This window comes from Streptomyces sp. (genome assembly GCF_035563135.1).
GTDB lineage: Bacteria > Actinomycetota > Actinomycetes > Streptomycetales > Streptomycetaceae > Streptomyces.
In genome coordinates this window covers 1-15,284 of the sequence record NZ_DATMVN010000208.1, presented here as the reverse complement: position 1 = coordinate 15,284, position 15,284 = coordinate 1, and the positions used below count along the sequence as shown (strand labels likewise).

General features: G+C 71.1%; 12 protein-coding genes. 7 read left to right on the top strand and 5 right to left on the bottom strand.

Annotation, left to right across the window (positions count from 1 at the left end; translation table 11 throughout):
* Positions 1 to 575: 575 nt before the first annotated feature.
* The 4 genes from VN520_RS09130 to VN520_RS09115 are packed head-to-tail and all read left to right on the top strand — an operon-like array spanning position 576 to position 4,862.
* Positions 576 to 3,395 (top strand): nitrate- and nitrite sensing domain-containing protein, encoded by a 2,820-nt coding sequence (locus VN520_RS09130; protein ID WP_325746352.1) that lies wholly within the window; start codon positions 576 to 578, stop codon positions 3,393 to 3,395.
* Entirely contained in the window at positions 3,392 to 3,835 is a 444-nt protein-coding gene (locus tag VN520_RS09125; RefSeq protein ID WP_124279812.1) for a roadblock/LC7 domain-containing protein, read from the top strand. The genes VN520_RS09130 and VN520_RS09125 overlap by 4 nt, the downstream gene beginning before the upstream one ends.
* 9 nt (positions 3,836 to 3,844) lie before the next feature.
* Positions 3,845 to 4,276 (top strand): DUF742 domain-containing protein, encoded by a 432-nt coding sequence (locus tag VN520_RS09120; protein WP_325746351.1) that lies wholly within the window; start codon positions 3,845 to 3,847, stop codon positions 4,274 to 4,276.
* Positions 4,257 to 4,862 (top strand): GTP-binding protein, encoded by a 606-nt coding sequence (locus VN520_RS09115; protein WP_325746350.1) that lies wholly within the window; start codon positions 4,257 to 4,259, stop codon positions 4,860 to 4,862. Before VN520_RS09120 ends, VN520_RS09115 begins: the two co-directional genes overlap by 20 nt.
* A 108-nt stretch (positions 4,863 to 4,970) precedes the next feature.
* On the opposite strand, the gene VN520_RS09110 is transcribed toward VN520_RS09115, so the two are convergent.
* Together VN520_RS09110 and VN520_RS09105 are read right to left on the bottom strand one after the other, a co-directional pair.
* Positions 4,971 to 5,342, bottom strand: a complete 372-nt coding sequence (locus VN520_RS09110; RefSeq protein ID WP_325746349.1) for a DUF962 domain-containing protein — start codon at positions 5,340 to 5,342, stop codon at positions 4,971 to 4,973.
* Between the two features lie 128 nt (positions 5,343 to 5,470).
* The gene (locus VN520_RS09105) at positions 5,471 to 6,277 is read right to left on the bottom strand and encodes a M15 family metallopeptidase (protein ID WP_325746348.1); all 807 of its coding nucleotides are present in this window, start codon (positions 6,275 to 6,277) and stop codon (positions 5,471 to 5,473) included.
* A gap of 72 nt (positions 6,278 to 6,349) precedes the next feature.
* Here VN520_RS09105 and VN520_RS09100 point away from each other — a divergent pair, with 72 nt between their 5' ends.
* The gene (locus VN520_RS09100) at positions 6,350 to 6,847 is read left to right on the top strand and encodes an NUDIX domain-containing protein (RefSeq protein WP_325746353.1); all 498 of its coding nucleotides are present in this window, start codon (positions 6,350 to 6,352) and stop codon (positions 6,845 to 6,847) included.
* Here the strand turns inward: VN520_RS09100 and VN520_RS09095 are convergent.
* Positions 6,838 to 9,207 (bottom strand): glycoside hydrolase family 31 protein, encoded by a 2,370-nt coding sequence (locus tag VN520_RS09095; protein ID WP_325746347.1) that lies wholly within the window; start codon positions 9,205 to 9,207, stop codon positions 6,838 to 6,840. The two genes, VN520_RS09100 and VN520_RS09095, sit on opposite strands and share 10 nt — an antisense overlap.
* 222 nt (positions 9,208 to 9,429) lie before the next feature.
* Between VN520_RS09095 and VN520_RS09090 the strand changes: the two genes are divergently transcribed.
* The gene (locus VN520_RS09090) at positions 9,430 to 11,406 is read left to right on the top strand and encodes an acetoacetate--CoA ligase (protein WP_325746346.1); all 1,977 of its coding nucleotides are present in this window, start codon (positions 9,430 to 9,432) and stop codon (positions 11,404 to 11,406) included.
* A 78-nt stretch (positions 11,407 to 11,484) separates the two neighbouring features.
* Entirely contained in the window at positions 11,485 to 12,399 is a 915-nt protein-coding gene (locus VN520_RS09085) for a hypothetical protein (protein ID WP_325746345.1), read from the top strand.
* A gap of 77 nt (positions 12,400 to 12,476) precedes the next feature.
* On the opposite strand, the gene ptsP is transcribed toward VN520_RS09085, so the two are convergent.
* Both ptsP and VN520_RS09075 read right to left on the bottom strand, forming a co-directional pair.
* A complete protein-coding gene (gene ptsP / locus VN520_RS09080; protein ID WP_325746344.1) occupies positions 12,477 to 14,147 on the bottom strand; it encodes a phosphoenolpyruvate--protein phosphotransferase in 1,671 nt (556 codons plus the stop codon).
* Between the two features lie 76 nt (positions 14,148 to 14,223).
* The gene (locus tag VN520_RS09075) at positions 14,224 to 14,673 is read right to left on the bottom strand and encodes a PTS glucose transporter subunit IIA (protein ID WP_325746343.1); all 450 of its coding nucleotides are present in this window, start codon (positions 14,671 to 14,673) and stop codon (positions 14,224 to 14,226) included.
* Positions 14,674 to 15,284 lie beyond the last annotated feature (611 nt).

Here is a 15,284-nt window from a genome sequence, read left to right as displayed (position 1 = left end):
ACCCGCCGCCCGCAGCCGCACGGGCCGCCGGCATGGCCGCCGCGCCCCGGCGCTCATACGTGTCCAAGGTCCTTCAACTCCCCACCACTGTCCGACACAAGGGTGGCTGCCCGGTCCGCACCCGTTCTACGCGGGCGGAGCCGCTCGCCTGTCGCACGTACCCCCGTGGGGTTCTTCTGCCCCGTACGTGTGGACGAACGCCAGGCCGCGAAGATTCCCGCCGGAGGCGGCAACCAACCCTGAAAGGTCATGGAACGAAGAATTCCAGCCAACTGCCGTGTGTGGATGCACCGTGCCCGGCCAGGAGTTCTCTGTCGCTTTCGCGAACTTCTTCGCCGGAAATACCAGGACAACTGGTGAACAACTCCGGTGAGAGCGGCCGGAAATGGCCCGGACAGGTCTTCGAGTTACCGGTAGGTCAGTAGTAGGCTCGCGCCGTTTGCTGACGGAACACCGGCCGACACCCGGTGGACCGAGGCAGGAACACCGGGACAACCAGGAGGACCGGGCGACCGGAACATCCGGGAACACCGGAACGACCACCCCCGCGGTGCGGGGCCGAGCTGGGGGAGGCCATGCGCTTTCGCGGGAAGTCCATCCGCAGGAAGATCGTGGCGTTGCTCCTGGTGCCGCTCGCCTCCCTCACGGGCCTCTGGGTCTTCGCCACCTACGTCACCGGCCGTGAGGCCGGCGAGCTGATGGGCGCGAGCGCCATCGTGGAGCAGGTGGGCCACCCGCTGGAAGACACCATCCGCGCCGTCCAGGGCGAACGCCGCCAGACACTCGTCTTCCTCGCCGACCCCCGGGCCTCGGACGCCCTGCCCCTGCTGCGCGGCCGGCGCGCCCAGACCGACCGGGTCGTGGCCGAGGTCAGGCGGAGCGCGAAGAGCAAGGACATCCGGGACAAGCTGAGCCCGGAGTCGGAGGCCCAGCTCGACTCGATCCTCAGCGAGATCGACGGCCTGGACGCGCTGCGCGGATCCGTCGAGAAGCGCACCATCGACCGGACCAGGGCCCTCGATTTCTACAACGGCCTCGTCGACCCCTGCTACCGCTTCCTGAACGGCCTCCACACCATGGAGAACGTATCGATGGACAAGCAGGTCCGGGCGCTGGTCGGTATCTCCCGGGCCCGCGAGATGCTCTCCCGTGAGGACGCCCTGATCGCGTCGGGTCTCCTCGCGGGGCGGCTCGGCGCCCCCGAGCTCCGGGTCGTCTCCGACCTCGCCGCCAGCCGCACGCTCCTGTACGAGGTCAACCTCGAGCTCCTGCCGGGGAGCGAGCGCGGGCGCATGGAGCAGTACTGGCGCAGCCCCGACACCGAGCCGCTGCGGACGGCCGAGCAGAAACTCATCGCCGCAGGCCCGGTCACCAGGCCGGGCGCCGTCGACGCCGAGCACTGGGAGGAAGTGGCCCCACCGGTCCTGGAACGCCTGGCCAACGACGGCACCGAGATGTCCAACCGCTTCCAGGACCGCGCCGAACCGGCCGGCTACCGGGTCCTGATCCAGGCCGGTGTCGCCGGCGTCCTGGGATTCGTCGCCCTGCTCGTGTCCGTGTTCGTCTCGGTACGCGTGGGCCGCGAACTCATCCGCGACCTCTCCCGGCTGCGCAAGGACGCCCACGAGGTGTCCGGTGTGCGGCTGCCCAGCGTGATGCGGCGGCTGGCGGCGGGCGAGCAGGTCGACGTGGAGACGGAAGCCCCCCGCCTCAGTTACGAGCGCGACGAGATCGGCCAGGTCGGACAAGCCCTCAACACCCTTCAGCGGGCCGCCGTCGAGGCCGCCGTCAAACAGGCGGACATGCGCCGGGGTGTCTCCGAGGTCTTCGTCAACCTCGCACGGCGCAACCAGGTGCTCCTGCACCGCCAGCTGACGCTCCTGGACACCATGGAACGGCGCACGGAGAACAGCGACGAACTCGCCGACCTCTTCCGCCTCGACCACCTCACCACCCGCATGCGCCGGCACGCGGAAGGCCTCGTGATCCTCTCCGGGGCCGCCCCGTCCCGGCAGTGGCGCAAACCGATCCAGCTGATGGACGTGGTGCGGGCGGCGGTCGCCGAGGTGGAGGACTACGAAAGGGTCGAGGTCCGGCGTCTGCCCCGCATCGGTGTGGGCGGACCGGCCGTGGCCGACCTCACCCACCTGATCGCGGAACTGCTGGAGAACGCCACGGTGTTCTCGCCCCCGCACACCGCGGTCCAGGTGCACGGCGAACGCGTGGCCAACGGCTTCACCCTCGAAATCCACGACCGGGGCCTCGGCATGGCGCCGGAAGTCCTCCTGGACGCCAACCTGAGGCTCGCCGAGACACCCGACTTCGAGCTCTCCGACACCGACCGGCTCGGTCTCTTCGTCGTCAGCCGGCTCGCCCAGCGGCAGAACGTCAGGGTGTCGCTGCAGACCTCGCCGTACGGAGGGACGACCGCGGTCGTCTTCATCCCGGCACAGTTGCTCACCGACGCCCCTGACACGCACGGCACGGGTTTCCGCCTCGACCGCCGGACCGAGAAGGCGATCGGCGGCGGACGGCCGGGCAGTGGCGTGCCCGGCAGCGACAAGGCCCGCAGGGACGGGGTCGCGGACACGGACATCCCGGGCAGGCCGTCCGGACTCTCCCCGGTCCCCACGGGCCTCACCGACCCGTCCGTGCTCACCGACCCGTCCGTGCTCGACGGCCCGGTCGAGCTCGAAGGCCCGGTGGGCACGCTCGGGTTCACCGATCCGGCACGTGACCGGGAGCTCGATCCGGCACTCGGCCCCGTCCTCGACGGCGTCTCCGACCTCGAGGACACCGAGAGCGAGCGCGGTGGCATCTTCCGGGCCCGCGACCTGCGCAGGGAAGCGGACCGGGAACAGCATCAGCAGGCGTTCGACACGTCGGGCAGCCGCTCCGCGGACGTCCGGCCGATGCGGCCCGCAGGCCCCGTCCCGCTGCCGCGCCGCAAGCCGCCGAAACCCGTCACCGGCCAGGGCCGCCGGATCGGCGACGCGGTCCGGGCCCACCCCGGTCCACCCGGGGGCTTCTCCTCCGCCCCGGGCTCCGATGCCGTCACCGCGAAGCCCGCTGCGGGCGCTGCCCCGGCCGACGGAGCCCCGACGCGGCTCAGGCCCGCGTCCCGGCCGTCCGCGCCGGACACGGTGGGCGGCCTCCCGCGCAGGGTCCGGCAGGCGAGCCTCGCCCCACAGCTCCGGGAGGACTCCGCAGGACGGACTTCCGGCCACGCCCCCGCAGGCACCGACGACGACCTCGAACGGGATGCGGAAGAAGTACGCAATCGCATGGCTTCGCTCCAACGCGGCTGGCAGCGCGGCCGACGGCAGAACGCCGAGGACGTGACCGGCCACAGCGAGACAGCACCAGGAACCACTCCGGGAGGGGACGGTCGATGACCGCACCGAACGCCGCAGCACACAATGCCTCACGCCAGGGCTCCGGCGAGCTCAACTGGCTCCTCGACGAACTGGTCGAGCGCGTCGCGAGCATCCGCAAGGCGCTGGTGCTCTCCAGCGACGGCCTCGCCACCGGCACGTCCCAGGACCTGACCCGGGAGGACAGCGAGCACCTGGCGGCCGTCGCCTCCGGATTCCACAGCCTCGCCAAGGGGGTGGGCCGTCACTTCGACGCCGGCCGGGTCCGGCAGACGGTGGTCGAGCTCGACGAGGCCTTCCTCTTCGTCACTGCGGCGGGTGACGGCAGCTGTCTCGCCGTCCTGGCCGACTCCGACTCCGACGTCGGGCAGGTGGCGTACGAGATGACCCTGATGGTCAAGCGCGTCGGGGCGCATCTGGCCAACGCCCCCCGGACCACCGGTCTGCCCGCCGGAGGGTGAGGCGAGGGGATGAGCGCAGACTCCGTCCGGGACATCCCGCCCGGGCCACCGCCCGCCGAAATAGGACCCTCACGCTGGTACGACGCCGAAGCGGGCCCGGTGGTCCGGCCCTACGCGATGACCCGGGGGCGTACCAGCAGCGCGTCCCGTCATCGTCTCGACCTGATCGCGATCGTCATCCCCGAACCGGCGGCCGACGATCCCGGCCGGGACCAGACGCTCTCCCCGGAACACGTGGAGATCGTCGAACTGTGCAGCGACATGCCCCAGTCGATCGCCGAACTCGCCTCCGGACTGGATCTCCCCGTCGGGGTGGTCCGCGTCCTGGTCGGTGACCTCGTCGAGGACGAGCTGGTGCACGTCACCCGTCCCGTTCCGCCGGCAGAACTGCCGGACGAGAGCCTTCTTCGCGAGGTGATCAATGGCCTTCGGGCGCTCTAGCCGCAAAAAGCGGCACGTCGAGCCCGTCACCCTGAAAATCCTGGTGGCCGGCGGTTTCGGCGTGGGCAAGACGACCCTGGTGGGCGCGGTCAGCGAGATCAGACCGCTGCGCACGGAGGAGAGGCTGAGCGAGGCGGGCCGTCCCGTCGACGACGTGGCGGGGGTCGAGGCGAAGAACACCACCACGGTCGCCATGGACTTCGGCCGGATCACCCTGCGCGAGGACCTGGTCCTCTACCTGTTCGGGACCCCCGGCCAGGACCGTTTCTGGTTCCTCTGGGACGAGCTCGCCCAGGGCGCCCTGGGCGCGGTGGTCCTGGCGGACACCCGCCGGCTGGAGGACTGCTTCGCGGCGGTCGACTACTTCGAGCGCCGGGGGATCCCGTTCACCGTCGCGGTCAACCTCTTCGAAGGGGCCGAGCAGTTCCCCGCCGAGACGGTCCGGGCGGCACTCGACCTCGACCCCGAGGTGCCGGTGCTGCTCTGCGACGCGCGTGACCGGGCGTCCGCCAGGGATGTGCTCGTCGCAGTCGTGGAGCACGCCATGGTGCGCGCCGACCGGCTCCGGGAACCCGCCAGGACCTGACAGCCGCACGTGACGCGGCCCGTACCCCCGCCGACCGGGGTACGGACCGCGCGTACGGTGCGGGGGGCAGCGGGCGTGGCAGGAGTCTTCACCCCGGGTGAGGGCCCGTCAACCCTCCGCGCGCTCCCGGGGACAGGGATTCCCGGCAAGCCACTCGGCCGCGGTCGCGGCCAGCTCCTCGTCCCGGCCGGCGAGCATCATCCGGATCATCTGCACATCGCCGCGCAGGGACCACGCAGGGTGCCCGAAGGTCGCCGGGTTGTTCTTCTCGATCAGGAAATGCGCGGGCCACGCGGTGCCGTATCCGATCAGAGGCAGGGCCGGCGCGTAGCGCCTGCGGCCGCGCGCCAGACCGTACGCGGTGACCGCGAGGCCGGTCAGGGTCCCGGCCAGATGGACCCACCGGGTCGCCGCCCTGGAGTGCATGGCGACGTAGTAGGGCCAGAACTCGTCATACGAACCGAACGTCTGCTGTGACATGAGGGCACCGTAACGGCTCCATCGGCAACCGGACACGGCAGTTCTGCGTCCGACAACAAGAACGGACGGCCGGAGCCCACGGGGGTGGTCCCGGTCGCCCGTTCGCCGCCCGTTTCCCGCCCCGGCCGTCAGTGCCCCGCGACGGAACGCCTCGCCACCGGGAAGTCGAAGTACGTGTCCGGGAAGAGCTCGGGCCTGTAGGTGAAGTGCCACCACTCCTCGGCCAGATTCACGAACCCCAGGCCGGCGAGCGTCTTCCTGAGGAGCTGCCGGTTGGCGCGCTGCGCTCCCTGCACCCGGGGGTCGTCGGTGTGGGACAGGGTGTCGAAACAGTCGTAACCCGTGCCCATGTCCACCGAGTTGTCGGGGAAGCGCTCGTCCTGCGGCGCGTAGCACGGAGCCAGGTCCTCGCCCGGCTCGTAGGGCCTGGCCGGCAGCGCCGGCAGCTTCACCAGGGTGAGATCCACCGTGCTGCCCCGGCTGTGCCCGGACTTCTCCGCGATGTAGCCGTCCTCGAACAGCCGCGTCTTGTCGACCGCCGGATAGAACTCGCCCTTCATGGTCTGGTCGTCGAGGTCCTGCGCCCAGCGCACGAAGTGGTCCACAGCGCGCTGCGGCCGGTAGCAGTCGTACACCTTGAGCGAGTAGCCCTGACGCAGAAGACTCCGCTGTGCCGTACGCAGCGCGCGGGCGGCGGGGCGGGTCAGGATGCAGACGGGCTGCCGGTAGCCGTCCACCGGCTCTCCCACGAAGTTGTGCGCGGTGGTGTAGCGCAGGTCCGTCAGGATCGTCGGATCCACGGAGCGGAGATCGACGAACTCCGGCGGGGCCTTGGGTTCGGGTCCGGCCGCCGCCACCGGGGCAGCGGCGGTGACGGCGAGCAGAGCGGCGCCGGCGGCGGCCAGGACGCGGAGAACACGAGCAATTCCTGTCATGGGCACACCGTCTATCAGCTTCGGGGCCGCAGGTGAAGAGTGATCGGATAAAGTCCGCCCGTGAAGGACGCCCTGAAGGACTCCCACTGCGGCAGCTGCGGGACCCCGTACGCCTCCGACGCCTGGCCCCGCACCTGCACGGCCTGCGGTCGCACCGCCTACCGCAACCCGCTGCCCGTCGCAGTCGCCCTGCTGCCCGTCACCGGACCGCACGGCACCGGCCTCGTCGTCATCACCCGCACCATCCCTCCGCACGCGGGAGGGCGCGCGCTGCCCGGCGGCTACATCGACCAGGCCGAGGACTGGCGCCACGCCGTCGTACGCGAACTCCGCGAGGAGACCGGCATCCGGGCCGACGGGACCGACGTACGCCTCGCCGACGCCCTGAGCTCCCCGGACGGCCACCTGCTGCTCTTCGGACTGCTCCCGACACGCCCCGCCGGGGAACTCCCGCTCTCCGCAGCGACGGACGAGACCTCGGGATACGACGTGCTGCGCACCCCGGACGATCTCGTCTTCCCGCTTCACACCCGGGTCGTACGCTCCTGGTTCGCCGGTGCCTACCGCTGAGGCCGGCCCGGCAGCCCCCGTACGCGCACCGGATACGGCACCAGCCCCTCCTCGCCGTTCCGCTCGACCACCACGCGCCCGGCCCTGAGCGTCGACGTGTAGCGCTCCACCTCGGCCCCCGTCCATCCCTCGCCCATGTCCCGCACGACCAGCCCGCCCCCGGGGCACCCGGCAGCGGGAGCCCACACCTCCAGTTCGAGGCTCCCGTCCGGGCCCCGCACCGGGAGCACCGCACCGGCCCGTGCCAGGACCGGGATCCGGGACAGCGGCGCGTCCACCACCACCTGGCCCGGCCCCTCGTACGCCTGCCCGGTGGCCGTGTCGTACCACCGCCCGCGCGGCAGCCGCACCGGTCTGCGGTCCGCACCCTCCTCCAGCACCGGCGCGACCAGCAGCGCGTCACCCAGAAGAAACGCGTCCTCGCAGTCCCGCAGGTCACGGTCCCCCGGCGCGCCCCACCACACCGGCCGCACATACGGCGCACCGGTCAGCCGGGCCAGCTGCGACAGCGTCACGAAATACGGGTGCATCCGCTCCCGCTCCTCCAGCGCCCGCCTGGCGTGCCCCAGCGCCTCCGGCCCGAACTCCCACGGCTCCCTGCGCCCCGCGCCGATGGCCGCGTGCGTGCGGAACAACGGCATGTACGCCCCGAGCTGGAACCAGCGCACATACAGCTCGGGCGACGGCGACCCGTCGAACCCCCCGACATCGGGCCCCGAGTACGGCACCCCGCAGAGCCCGAGCCCCAGCACCAGGGACAGCGAGGCACGGAGCCCCGGCCAGCCGGTGGCCACATCCCCGGACCAGGTGCCGCCGTACCGCTGCATCCCCGCCCAGCCCGAACGGGAGAAGAGGAACGGCCGCTCGTCCGGGCGCAGCCGGCGCAGCCCTTCGTAACCGGCCCTCGCCATCGCCAGGGCGTACACGTTGTGCGCCTCCCGATGGTCCCCGCCACGGCCCTCCAGGGAGTGCCGGGACGAACGAGGCAGCGACGGGTCCCCGAAGGCGGAGAACGCCACCGGCTCGTTCATGTCGTGCCACACCCCGGCGAATCCCTGGCCGAGCCGCTCCTCGTACAGCGCACCCCACCACTCCCGCACGAGCGGATCGGTGAAATCCGGATAGACACACTCACCCGGCCACACCTCTCCGCGTACCGGAAACCCCTCCGGATCCCGGACGAACGCCCCCTGGGCGCCGACCTCCATTCCGCTCTCGAACACCGCGGTGCCCGCCGACGCCCGCACCGCCGGATCGACGATCGACACCAGCCGGACACCGTCCTCGCGCAGTTCCTTCGCCAGGCGGGGGAGCCCGGGGAACCGCCCCCGGTCGACCGTGAACACCTGATGGGCGTCGTAGTGGTCGATGTCCAGATGCAGCACCGACAGAGGCAGCCCCCGCTCCCGGTACCCCGCGACGACCCGCCGCACCTCCTGCTCGCTGCCGAACCCCCACCGGGCGTGCTGAGGCCCCAGCGCCCACGACGGGGGCAGCGCGGGAGCCCCCGTCAGCGCTGTCCAGCTCTGCAGCACCCGGGCCGGCGTACCCGTGACCACCCAGCAGCGGAGCGGACCGCCCTCCATCCGCACCTCGCAGGTGCCCGGCCGGTCGTGCCCCGAGCCGGCGCCCTCCTCACCCTCCTGGAGCGTCACCGCACCCGACCAGGAGTTGTCCTGGAACGCCAGATGGGTCCCCGCGTCGGAGACCACCACCTGCACCGGCATCGTCACGTACAAAGGATCGTCCCCGGGACCGAACCGCCCACCCGGATCGGTGTTCCACAACCGGTACGTCCCCTCCCTCAGCCGCGGCCCGCCGGCCCGCCCGCCCAGCCCGAAGAACCGCGCGTCGGCCGGGACCTCGGACCGCTGCACCCACCGTGCCCCGCCACCCTCCACCGGCTCCCACCAGCGCGGCGGAAGTTCCCGCCGCAGCAGCACCCCGCCCGGCGTACGCAGTTCCACCGCCCCGTGCCGCGACACGACGACCGTCAGCCGCTCCGACACCACCTTCCAGCCGCCGTTCGCGTCCGGCTCCAGGCACGCCCGCGGATCAGGCTCCGGCCCGTCCCCCGGCAGGGCGTACGAGGGCAGCGGTCCGGCACCGTCCCAGGACCAGAACACCGCACCGCCCACCGCCACCCTGACCATCAGCTGCGAGCGGGCGAACCGCACGACTCCACCGCCCGGCCCGGGTTCCGCGCTGATCAGAAGACCGGGCACGCGTGCGCGCTCCGCACGGCGCGGCGCAAGCGCCCGCGCATCCGCACGCCGGTGCCGCCAGGCCGAGCGCACCGCGCGCATCCCCTGCACAGAACCGACCATCTTCACCGAGCGCACCAGGTCACGACCATCCATGCGGGCCACCCTGCCATTCACCGCGGCGGAAACGTGCTCCGTTCAGCTTCCGTTCACCTGTGGCCGCACCACACAGCGGGACACACAACCATGGCCGGGGGACCCTGGTGCGCAAGACGATCACGTGGCATCGTCCGTAAAAGCCGTTCACGCGCACCACCCCAGCCCGTGCGCGGGACGCACGCACACCCCGCGTACACCACGAAAGGCCAGGGAGCCTCCATGACCTCAGCAGCCGGCGAAGCCCCCCTCTGGCAGCCCGATCCCGAGCGTGTCGAGGCCGCAGCCGTCACCCGTTTCCAGCGTTGGGCCGCCGGACGCCACGGAGCGCCGGCCGACGGCGGCTACGCCGCACTGCACCGCTGGTCGGTCGATGAACTCGACACCTTCTGGCGGGCCGTCGCCGAGTGGTTCGACGTACGCTTCTCCACTCCTTACGAGACCGTCATCGGCGACCGCACCATGCCCGGCGCCCAGTGGTTCCCCGGCGCCACCCTCAACTACGCCGAGCACGCCCTGCGTACGGCCGGCGACCCGCTCCGCGCGGACGCCCCCGCCCTGCTGTACGTCGACGAGACCCATACGCAGGTATCCGTCAGCTGGACCGAACTCCGGCGCCAGGTGGGCTCGCTGGCGGCCGGACTCCGCGCTCTCGGCGTCCGGCCCGGCGACCGGGTCAGCGGGTACCTCCCCAACATCCCGCAAGCCGTCGTCGCGTTCCTCGCCACCGCCGCGGTCGGCGGAGTCTGGACCTCGTGCGCCCCCGACTTCGGCGCCCGCAGTGTCCTGGACCGCTTCCAGCAGGTGGAACCCGTCGTCCTGTTCACCGTCGACGGATACCGCTACGGCGGGAAGGAGCACGATCGCACAGCCACCGTGGCCGAACTCCGCAGCCAACTCCCCACCCTGCGCGCGGTCGTCCACATCCCGCTCCTCGGCACGGACGCCCCCGAAGGCGCCCTCGAATGGCCGGCCCTCATCGCCTCCGACACCGGACCGGTCTTCGAGCAGGTCCCCTTCGAACACCCGCTGTGGGTGCTGTACTCCTCCGGCACGACCGGACTGCCGAAGGCGATCGTCCAGTCCCAGGGCGGAATCCTCCTCGAACACTTCAAGCAGATCGGGCTGCACTGCGACCTCGGCCCCGACGACCGCTTCTTCTGGTACACCTCCACCGGCTGGATGATGTGGAACTTCCTCGTCTCCGGCCTGCTCACCGGCACCACAGTCGTGCTGTACGACGGCAGCCCCGGACACCCCGACGTCCAAGCCCAGTGGCGCGTCGCCGAACAGACCGGCGCCACCCTCTTCGGCACGTCGGCCGCCTATGTCATGGCGTGCCGGAAAGCGGGCGTCCACCCCGGCCGCGACCACGACCTCAGCCGTGTGCAGTGCGTCGCCACCACGGGCTCCCCGCTCCCGCCCGACGGCTTCCGCTGGCTCCACGACGAGGTCGCCGAGGACCTGTGGATCGCCTCCGTCAGCGGCGGGACGGACGTCTGCAGCTGCTTCGCGGGAGCCGTCCCCACCCTGCCGGTCCACATCGGTGAGCTGCAGGCGCCCTGTCTCGGCACCGACCTCCAGTCCTGGGACCCCCTCGGCGGACCGCTCATCGGCGAGGTCGGCGAGCTCGTGGTGACCGCACCCATGCCCTCCATGCCGGTCCGCTTCTGGAACGACCCGGACGGCAGCCGCTACCACGACAGCTACTTCGACATGTACCCCGGCGTCTGGCGCCACGGAGACTGGATCACCCTCACCGAGCGCGGCTCGGTCGTCATCCACGGCCGCTCCGACTCCACCCTCAACCGGCAAGGGGTCCGGATGGGCTCCGCCGACATCTACGAGGCGGTCGAGCGGCTGCCGGAGATCCGTGAATCCCTCGTGATCGGCCTCGAAGAGCCGGACGGCGGCTACTGGATGCCCCTGTTCGTCCACCTCGCAGAGGGTGCCAGGCTCGACGACGAACTCCGCGGGAGCATCAAACGGACCATCCGTGAGCACCTCTCCCCGCGACACGTGCCGGACGAGGTCATCGAGGTCCCAGGCATCCCGCACACCCTGACCGGCAAACGCATCGAGGTCCCGGTCAAGCGGCTCCTCCAGGGCGCGCCCCTTTCCGAGGCGGTCAACCCCGGCTCCATCGACAACCTCGAACTCCTCGGCTTCTACGAGGACCTGGCCCGCCGACGCCGCTGAACGGACGGCTCCCGCCCCCGCTGTCAGTGCCTCTGATTACGCTGAGTGAGCATCGTTCGACAGCGCACAGGGGGACTCATGGCGCACATCAAACAGACCAAGCGCATCCGGCAACGCTCCGGAACATCCATGCGACGCACTCTGCGCCGCGAAGCGCCCAGCACCGTCGGCCTCCTGGTCGACCCCGAGGACTTCGCGGCGATGCGTCACTACCGGAGTTTCACCTTCGACGACCACTCCGTATACCTGCAGCAGGTCGAAAGCCTGCTGCGCACGCTCACCGCCCAGGGAGTGCACACCACCGTCGCCCTCTTCGACCCGGAGGACTACGCGGAGTTCTGCACCGAGTCCGGCCTCGATCCCGACGAGCCGACGAGCCGCAGCCGCTTCACCGCCGAGATCGCCGCGGCCGGCGCCACCGTGGCCTACACCGGTCAGCCCATCGACACGCTGATCCCGCTGCTCGTCTCACGAGCCGTCCGCCGGGCGACATGGGAATACGCGACGATGCTCCTGGCCGGCCTCGGCGACTGCGCGGACTGCGGGCAGGACATCGGCCGGGCCGCCTTCGACCGGGCGTCCCACCTGCTGATGCGTCTGCTGGACACGGCGGGGCCGGGCACCCACCACGTCGTCTGCAGCATGCCCACGGAGAGCGAACAGCTCCTGGCCGCCCTCCACACCGTCAGGGACCCGGCCGGTCCGGCCCGCCTCGACCCGTCGGAAGGAGCAGAGTTCGCCACGGTGCTCGCCGTGGGCGTCGCGCTCGAGACCCAGGGAGGCGTCGTGCTGCGCACCACGGCGCCCGGCGCCCCGGACAGGGTCCACGGCTGGCGGCTGGACCGGGGCGGCCTCCTCCCGCTCACGGCGGGCGAGGTCTTCAACGCCTACTGCACCGACGCCGACACGGGCGAACCCGTGTCACCGGAGTCCGGCGTCGAGTACTGCGCGGGGTTCGACATCGGCGCCGATGAGCCGGAGGCCCACCACTGACAGACCGAAGGGGCTCCCGCCGGAACCGCGGAACCGGCGGGAACCCCTTCCATCCGACTGCGCCCAGAGGGCGGGCGTCACTCGCCCGACAGCACCGCCTGCGCCGCGAGCCGCGCCTCATCGGCGGAGTCCGCCGCGCGCGCGGCGGAGGCGGCACGCTCGCACTGCGCGAGCGTGTGCTTCGCCAGCGTCGCCCGGACGTAAGGAATGGACGCCGCGCCCATCGACAGGGAGGTGACACCCAGCCCGGTCAGCACACACGCCAGCAGCGGGTCCGACGCGGCCTCACCACAGACACCACAGCTCTTGCCCTCGGCCCTGGCGGCCTCGGCGGAGAGCGCGACAAGGTCGAGCAGCGCGGGCTGCCAGGGGTCCTGGAGCCGCGACACGGCTCCCACCTGACGGTCGGCCGCGAAGGTGTACTGCGCCAGGTCGTTGGTGCCCAACGACAGGAACTCCACCTCCTGCAGGATCGAGCGGGCCCTGAGCGCGGCCGACGGAATCTCCACCATCGCCCCGAACTTCGCCTGCAGTCCCGCTTCACGGCAGGCGTCGGCGAACGCCTTCGCGTCGGTCCGGTCGGCCACCATCGGGGCCATGACCTCGAGATAGACCGGCAACCCTTCGGCCGCCCTGGACAGCGCCGTCAGCTGGGTACGCAGCACATCGGGGTGGTCCAGCAGGGCGCGCAGCCCACGCACACCCAGTGCGGGGTTCGGCTCGTCGGCCGGTGTCAGGAAGTCCAGCGGTTTGTCGGCACCGGCGTCCAGCACCCGCACGACGACACGCCCCTCCGGGAACGCCTCCAGCACCGCGCGGTACGCCGCGATCTGCTTCTCCTCGGACGGCGCCTGCTTGCTGTCGTCCAGGAAGAGGAACTCCGTACGGAACAGCCCGACGCCCTCGGCACCGGCCTCCACGGCCGCCGGCACATCAGCGGGGCCGCCGACGTTGGCGAGCAGCGGCACCTTGTGACCGTCGGAGGTGGCCCCGGGGCCGGTCACGGCCGACAGCGCCGCCTTGCGGGCCGCCGAGGCACTCTCCATCTCGGCGCGCTTGTCCGCACTCGGCTCGACGAAGATCTCACCGGTGCTGCCGTCCACCGCCACGACCGTGCCCTCGGCGATCTCGCCAGCTCCGGGCAGAGCCACGACGGCCGGTACCCCGAGCGCCCGCGCGAGAATGGCGCTGTGGCTGGTGGGCCCGCCCTCCTCCGTGACGAATCCGAGTACGAGTGCGGGGTCGAGCAGGGCCGTGTCCGCGGGAGCCAGGTCACGCGCGATCAGCACATACGGCTCGTCGCTGTCCGGCACGCCCGGCATCGGCACACCGAGCAGCCGCGCCACGATCCGGTTCCGCACGTCATCGAGGTCGGCGACGCGACCCGCCAGGTACTCCCCGGCATTGGCCAGCAGAGCCCGGTAGGCGGCGAACGCGTCGTAGACACCGCGCTCGGCGGTGCTGCCGACGGCGATACGACGCTCGACATCGGCGATGAGCTCGGGGTCCTGCGCCATCATGGCCTGGGCTTCGAGCACGTGCTGCGCCTCGCCCCCCGCCAGATTGCCCCGCGCGATGAGGTCGGCCGCAACAGCTTCCACGGCTTGACGCGCACGCCCCTGCTCGCGCTCGGCTTCTTCCGCGGGAATCTGTTTGGCCGGCGGCTCGAGCACCGCCGTACCCATGTGCCGAACCTCGCCGATGGCCACACCGTGGCTCACGCCGACGCCTCGCAGCGTTGTCTCCATTTCACCCGTCTCCGGTTGTGCGGCGGCGGTGCCGCCGCGGTGGGTACCCAACTGGCTCGTTACTGCGTCGAAGGTGTCACTGCCAGCCGAACAGCGTTTCGCCGACCTTCACGTCGCCGTCCTCCCGGACGCCGGAGAGGGACTCGGCGGTGGCCTCCAGGGCCACGACCGGGCAGATCGCGGACTTTCCGGCCGCCTCCACACCGGCGGGGTCCCATCGGACGATGCCCTGACCGCGGGCCACCGTGTCCCCCTTGTTCACGAGGAGCTCGAAGCCCTCGCCATTGAGCTGCACGGTGTCGATCCCGAGGTGTGTCAGCACTCCGTGGCCCTGGTCGTCGACGACCACAAAGGCGTGCGGGTGGAGGGAGACGACGATTCCGTCCACGGGGGAGACGGCCTCCGAAGGCTCGCGCACGGGGTCGATGGCGGTACCGGGGCCCACCATCGCTCCGGAGAACACGGGGTCGGGAACCGCGGTGAGCCCGATGGCGCGGCCGGCAAGAGGAGACGTCACTGTGGTCATGGGGAGCCTCTCAGGGGTGGGGATCCGTAGGTCACCGCCACGGCTGATGGAGGGCGGCGTACTGATCAGCAGCGTAAGTCATATGAAGTCCCGGTTCCGCCCGAGAGCTACCGGTTGGCCGACCTAGGGGTGCACCGGAAACGATTTGCCTCGTCTCGCAGCGGCCTGTATTGTCGTACCCCTGCCTGACCCCAACGGGACTTCATGAGTCCGGAGTCGGCAGCGACTCCCAAGCCCAGACTGTAACTCCTGCATTGTGTTCCCGCGTGCTCGCGGGACCCCGGTCAAGGAATAGGAAAAGGCCTGATAGAGTCGGACTCGCCGGAAAGGGAAACGCGAAAGCGGGACACTGGAAAGCGAATCAGCAGGATCCCGTTTCGGCCGGGAATCGGGCTCGGAAGAGTCTGGTAGAGTCGGAGACGCAAGAACGAAGGGAAGCGCCCGGAGGGGCCCGGTGAAACGGGACCGATGGAAGCGTCCGTTCCTTGAGAACTCAACAGCGTGCCAAAAGTCAACGCCAGATATGTTGATACCCCGGCCTGCTTCATGCAGGTTGGTGGTTCCTTTGAAAAAGTCCTGCCGGTCCTTCGGGGCGGGTGGGCAACAACAGC

What these genes read in the sequence shown, in the direction of transcription:
- VN520_RS09130 (WP_325746352.1), top strand. Translation starts at nt 576, where the DNA reads ATGCGCTTTCGCGGGAAGTCCATCCGCAGGAAGATCGTGGCGTTGCTC.
- VN520_RS09125 (WP_124279812.1), top strand. Translation starts at nt 3,392, where the DNA reads ATGACCGCACCGAACGCCGCAGCACACAATGCCTCACGCCAGGGCTCC.
- VN520_RS09120 (WP_325746351.1), top strand. Translation starts at nt 3,845, where the DNA reads ATGAGCGCAGACTCCGTCCGGGACATCCCGCCCGGGCCACCGCCCGCC.
- VN520_RS09115 (WP_325746350.1), top strand. Translation starts at nt 4,257, where the DNA reads ATGGCCTTCGGGCGCTCTAGCCGCAAAAAGCGGCACGTCGAGCCCGTC.
- VN520_RS09110 (WP_325746349.1), bottom strand. Translation starts at nt 5,342, where the DNA reads ATGTCACAGCAGACGTTCGGTTCGTATGACGAGTTCTGGCCCTACTAC.
- VN520_RS09105 (WP_325746348.1), bottom strand. Translation starts at nt 6,277, where the DNA reads ATGACAGGAATTGCTCGTGTTCTCCGCGTCCTGGCCGCCGCCGGCGCC.
- VN520_RS09095 (WP_325746347.1), bottom strand. Translation starts at nt 9,207, where the DNA reads ATGGATGGTCGTGACCTGGTGCGCTCGGTGAAGATGGTCGGTTCTGTG.
- VN520_RS09090 (WP_325746346.1), top strand. Translation starts at nt 9,430, where the DNA reads ATGACCTCAGCAGCCGGCGAAGCCCCCCTCTGGCAGCCCGATCCCGAG.
- VN520_RS09085 (WP_325746345.1), top strand. Translation starts at nt 11,485, where the DNA reads ATGGCGCACATCAAACAGACCAAGCGCATCCGGCAACGCTCCGGAACA.
- ptsP (WP_325746344.1), bottom strand. Translation starts at nt 14,147, where the DNA reads ATGGAGACAACGCTGCGAGGCGTCGGCGTGAGCCACGGTGTGGCCATC.
- VN520_RS09075 (WP_325746343.1), bottom strand. Translation starts at nt 14,673, where the DNA reads ATGACCACAGTGACGTCTCCTCTTGCCGGCCGCGCCATCGGGCTCACC.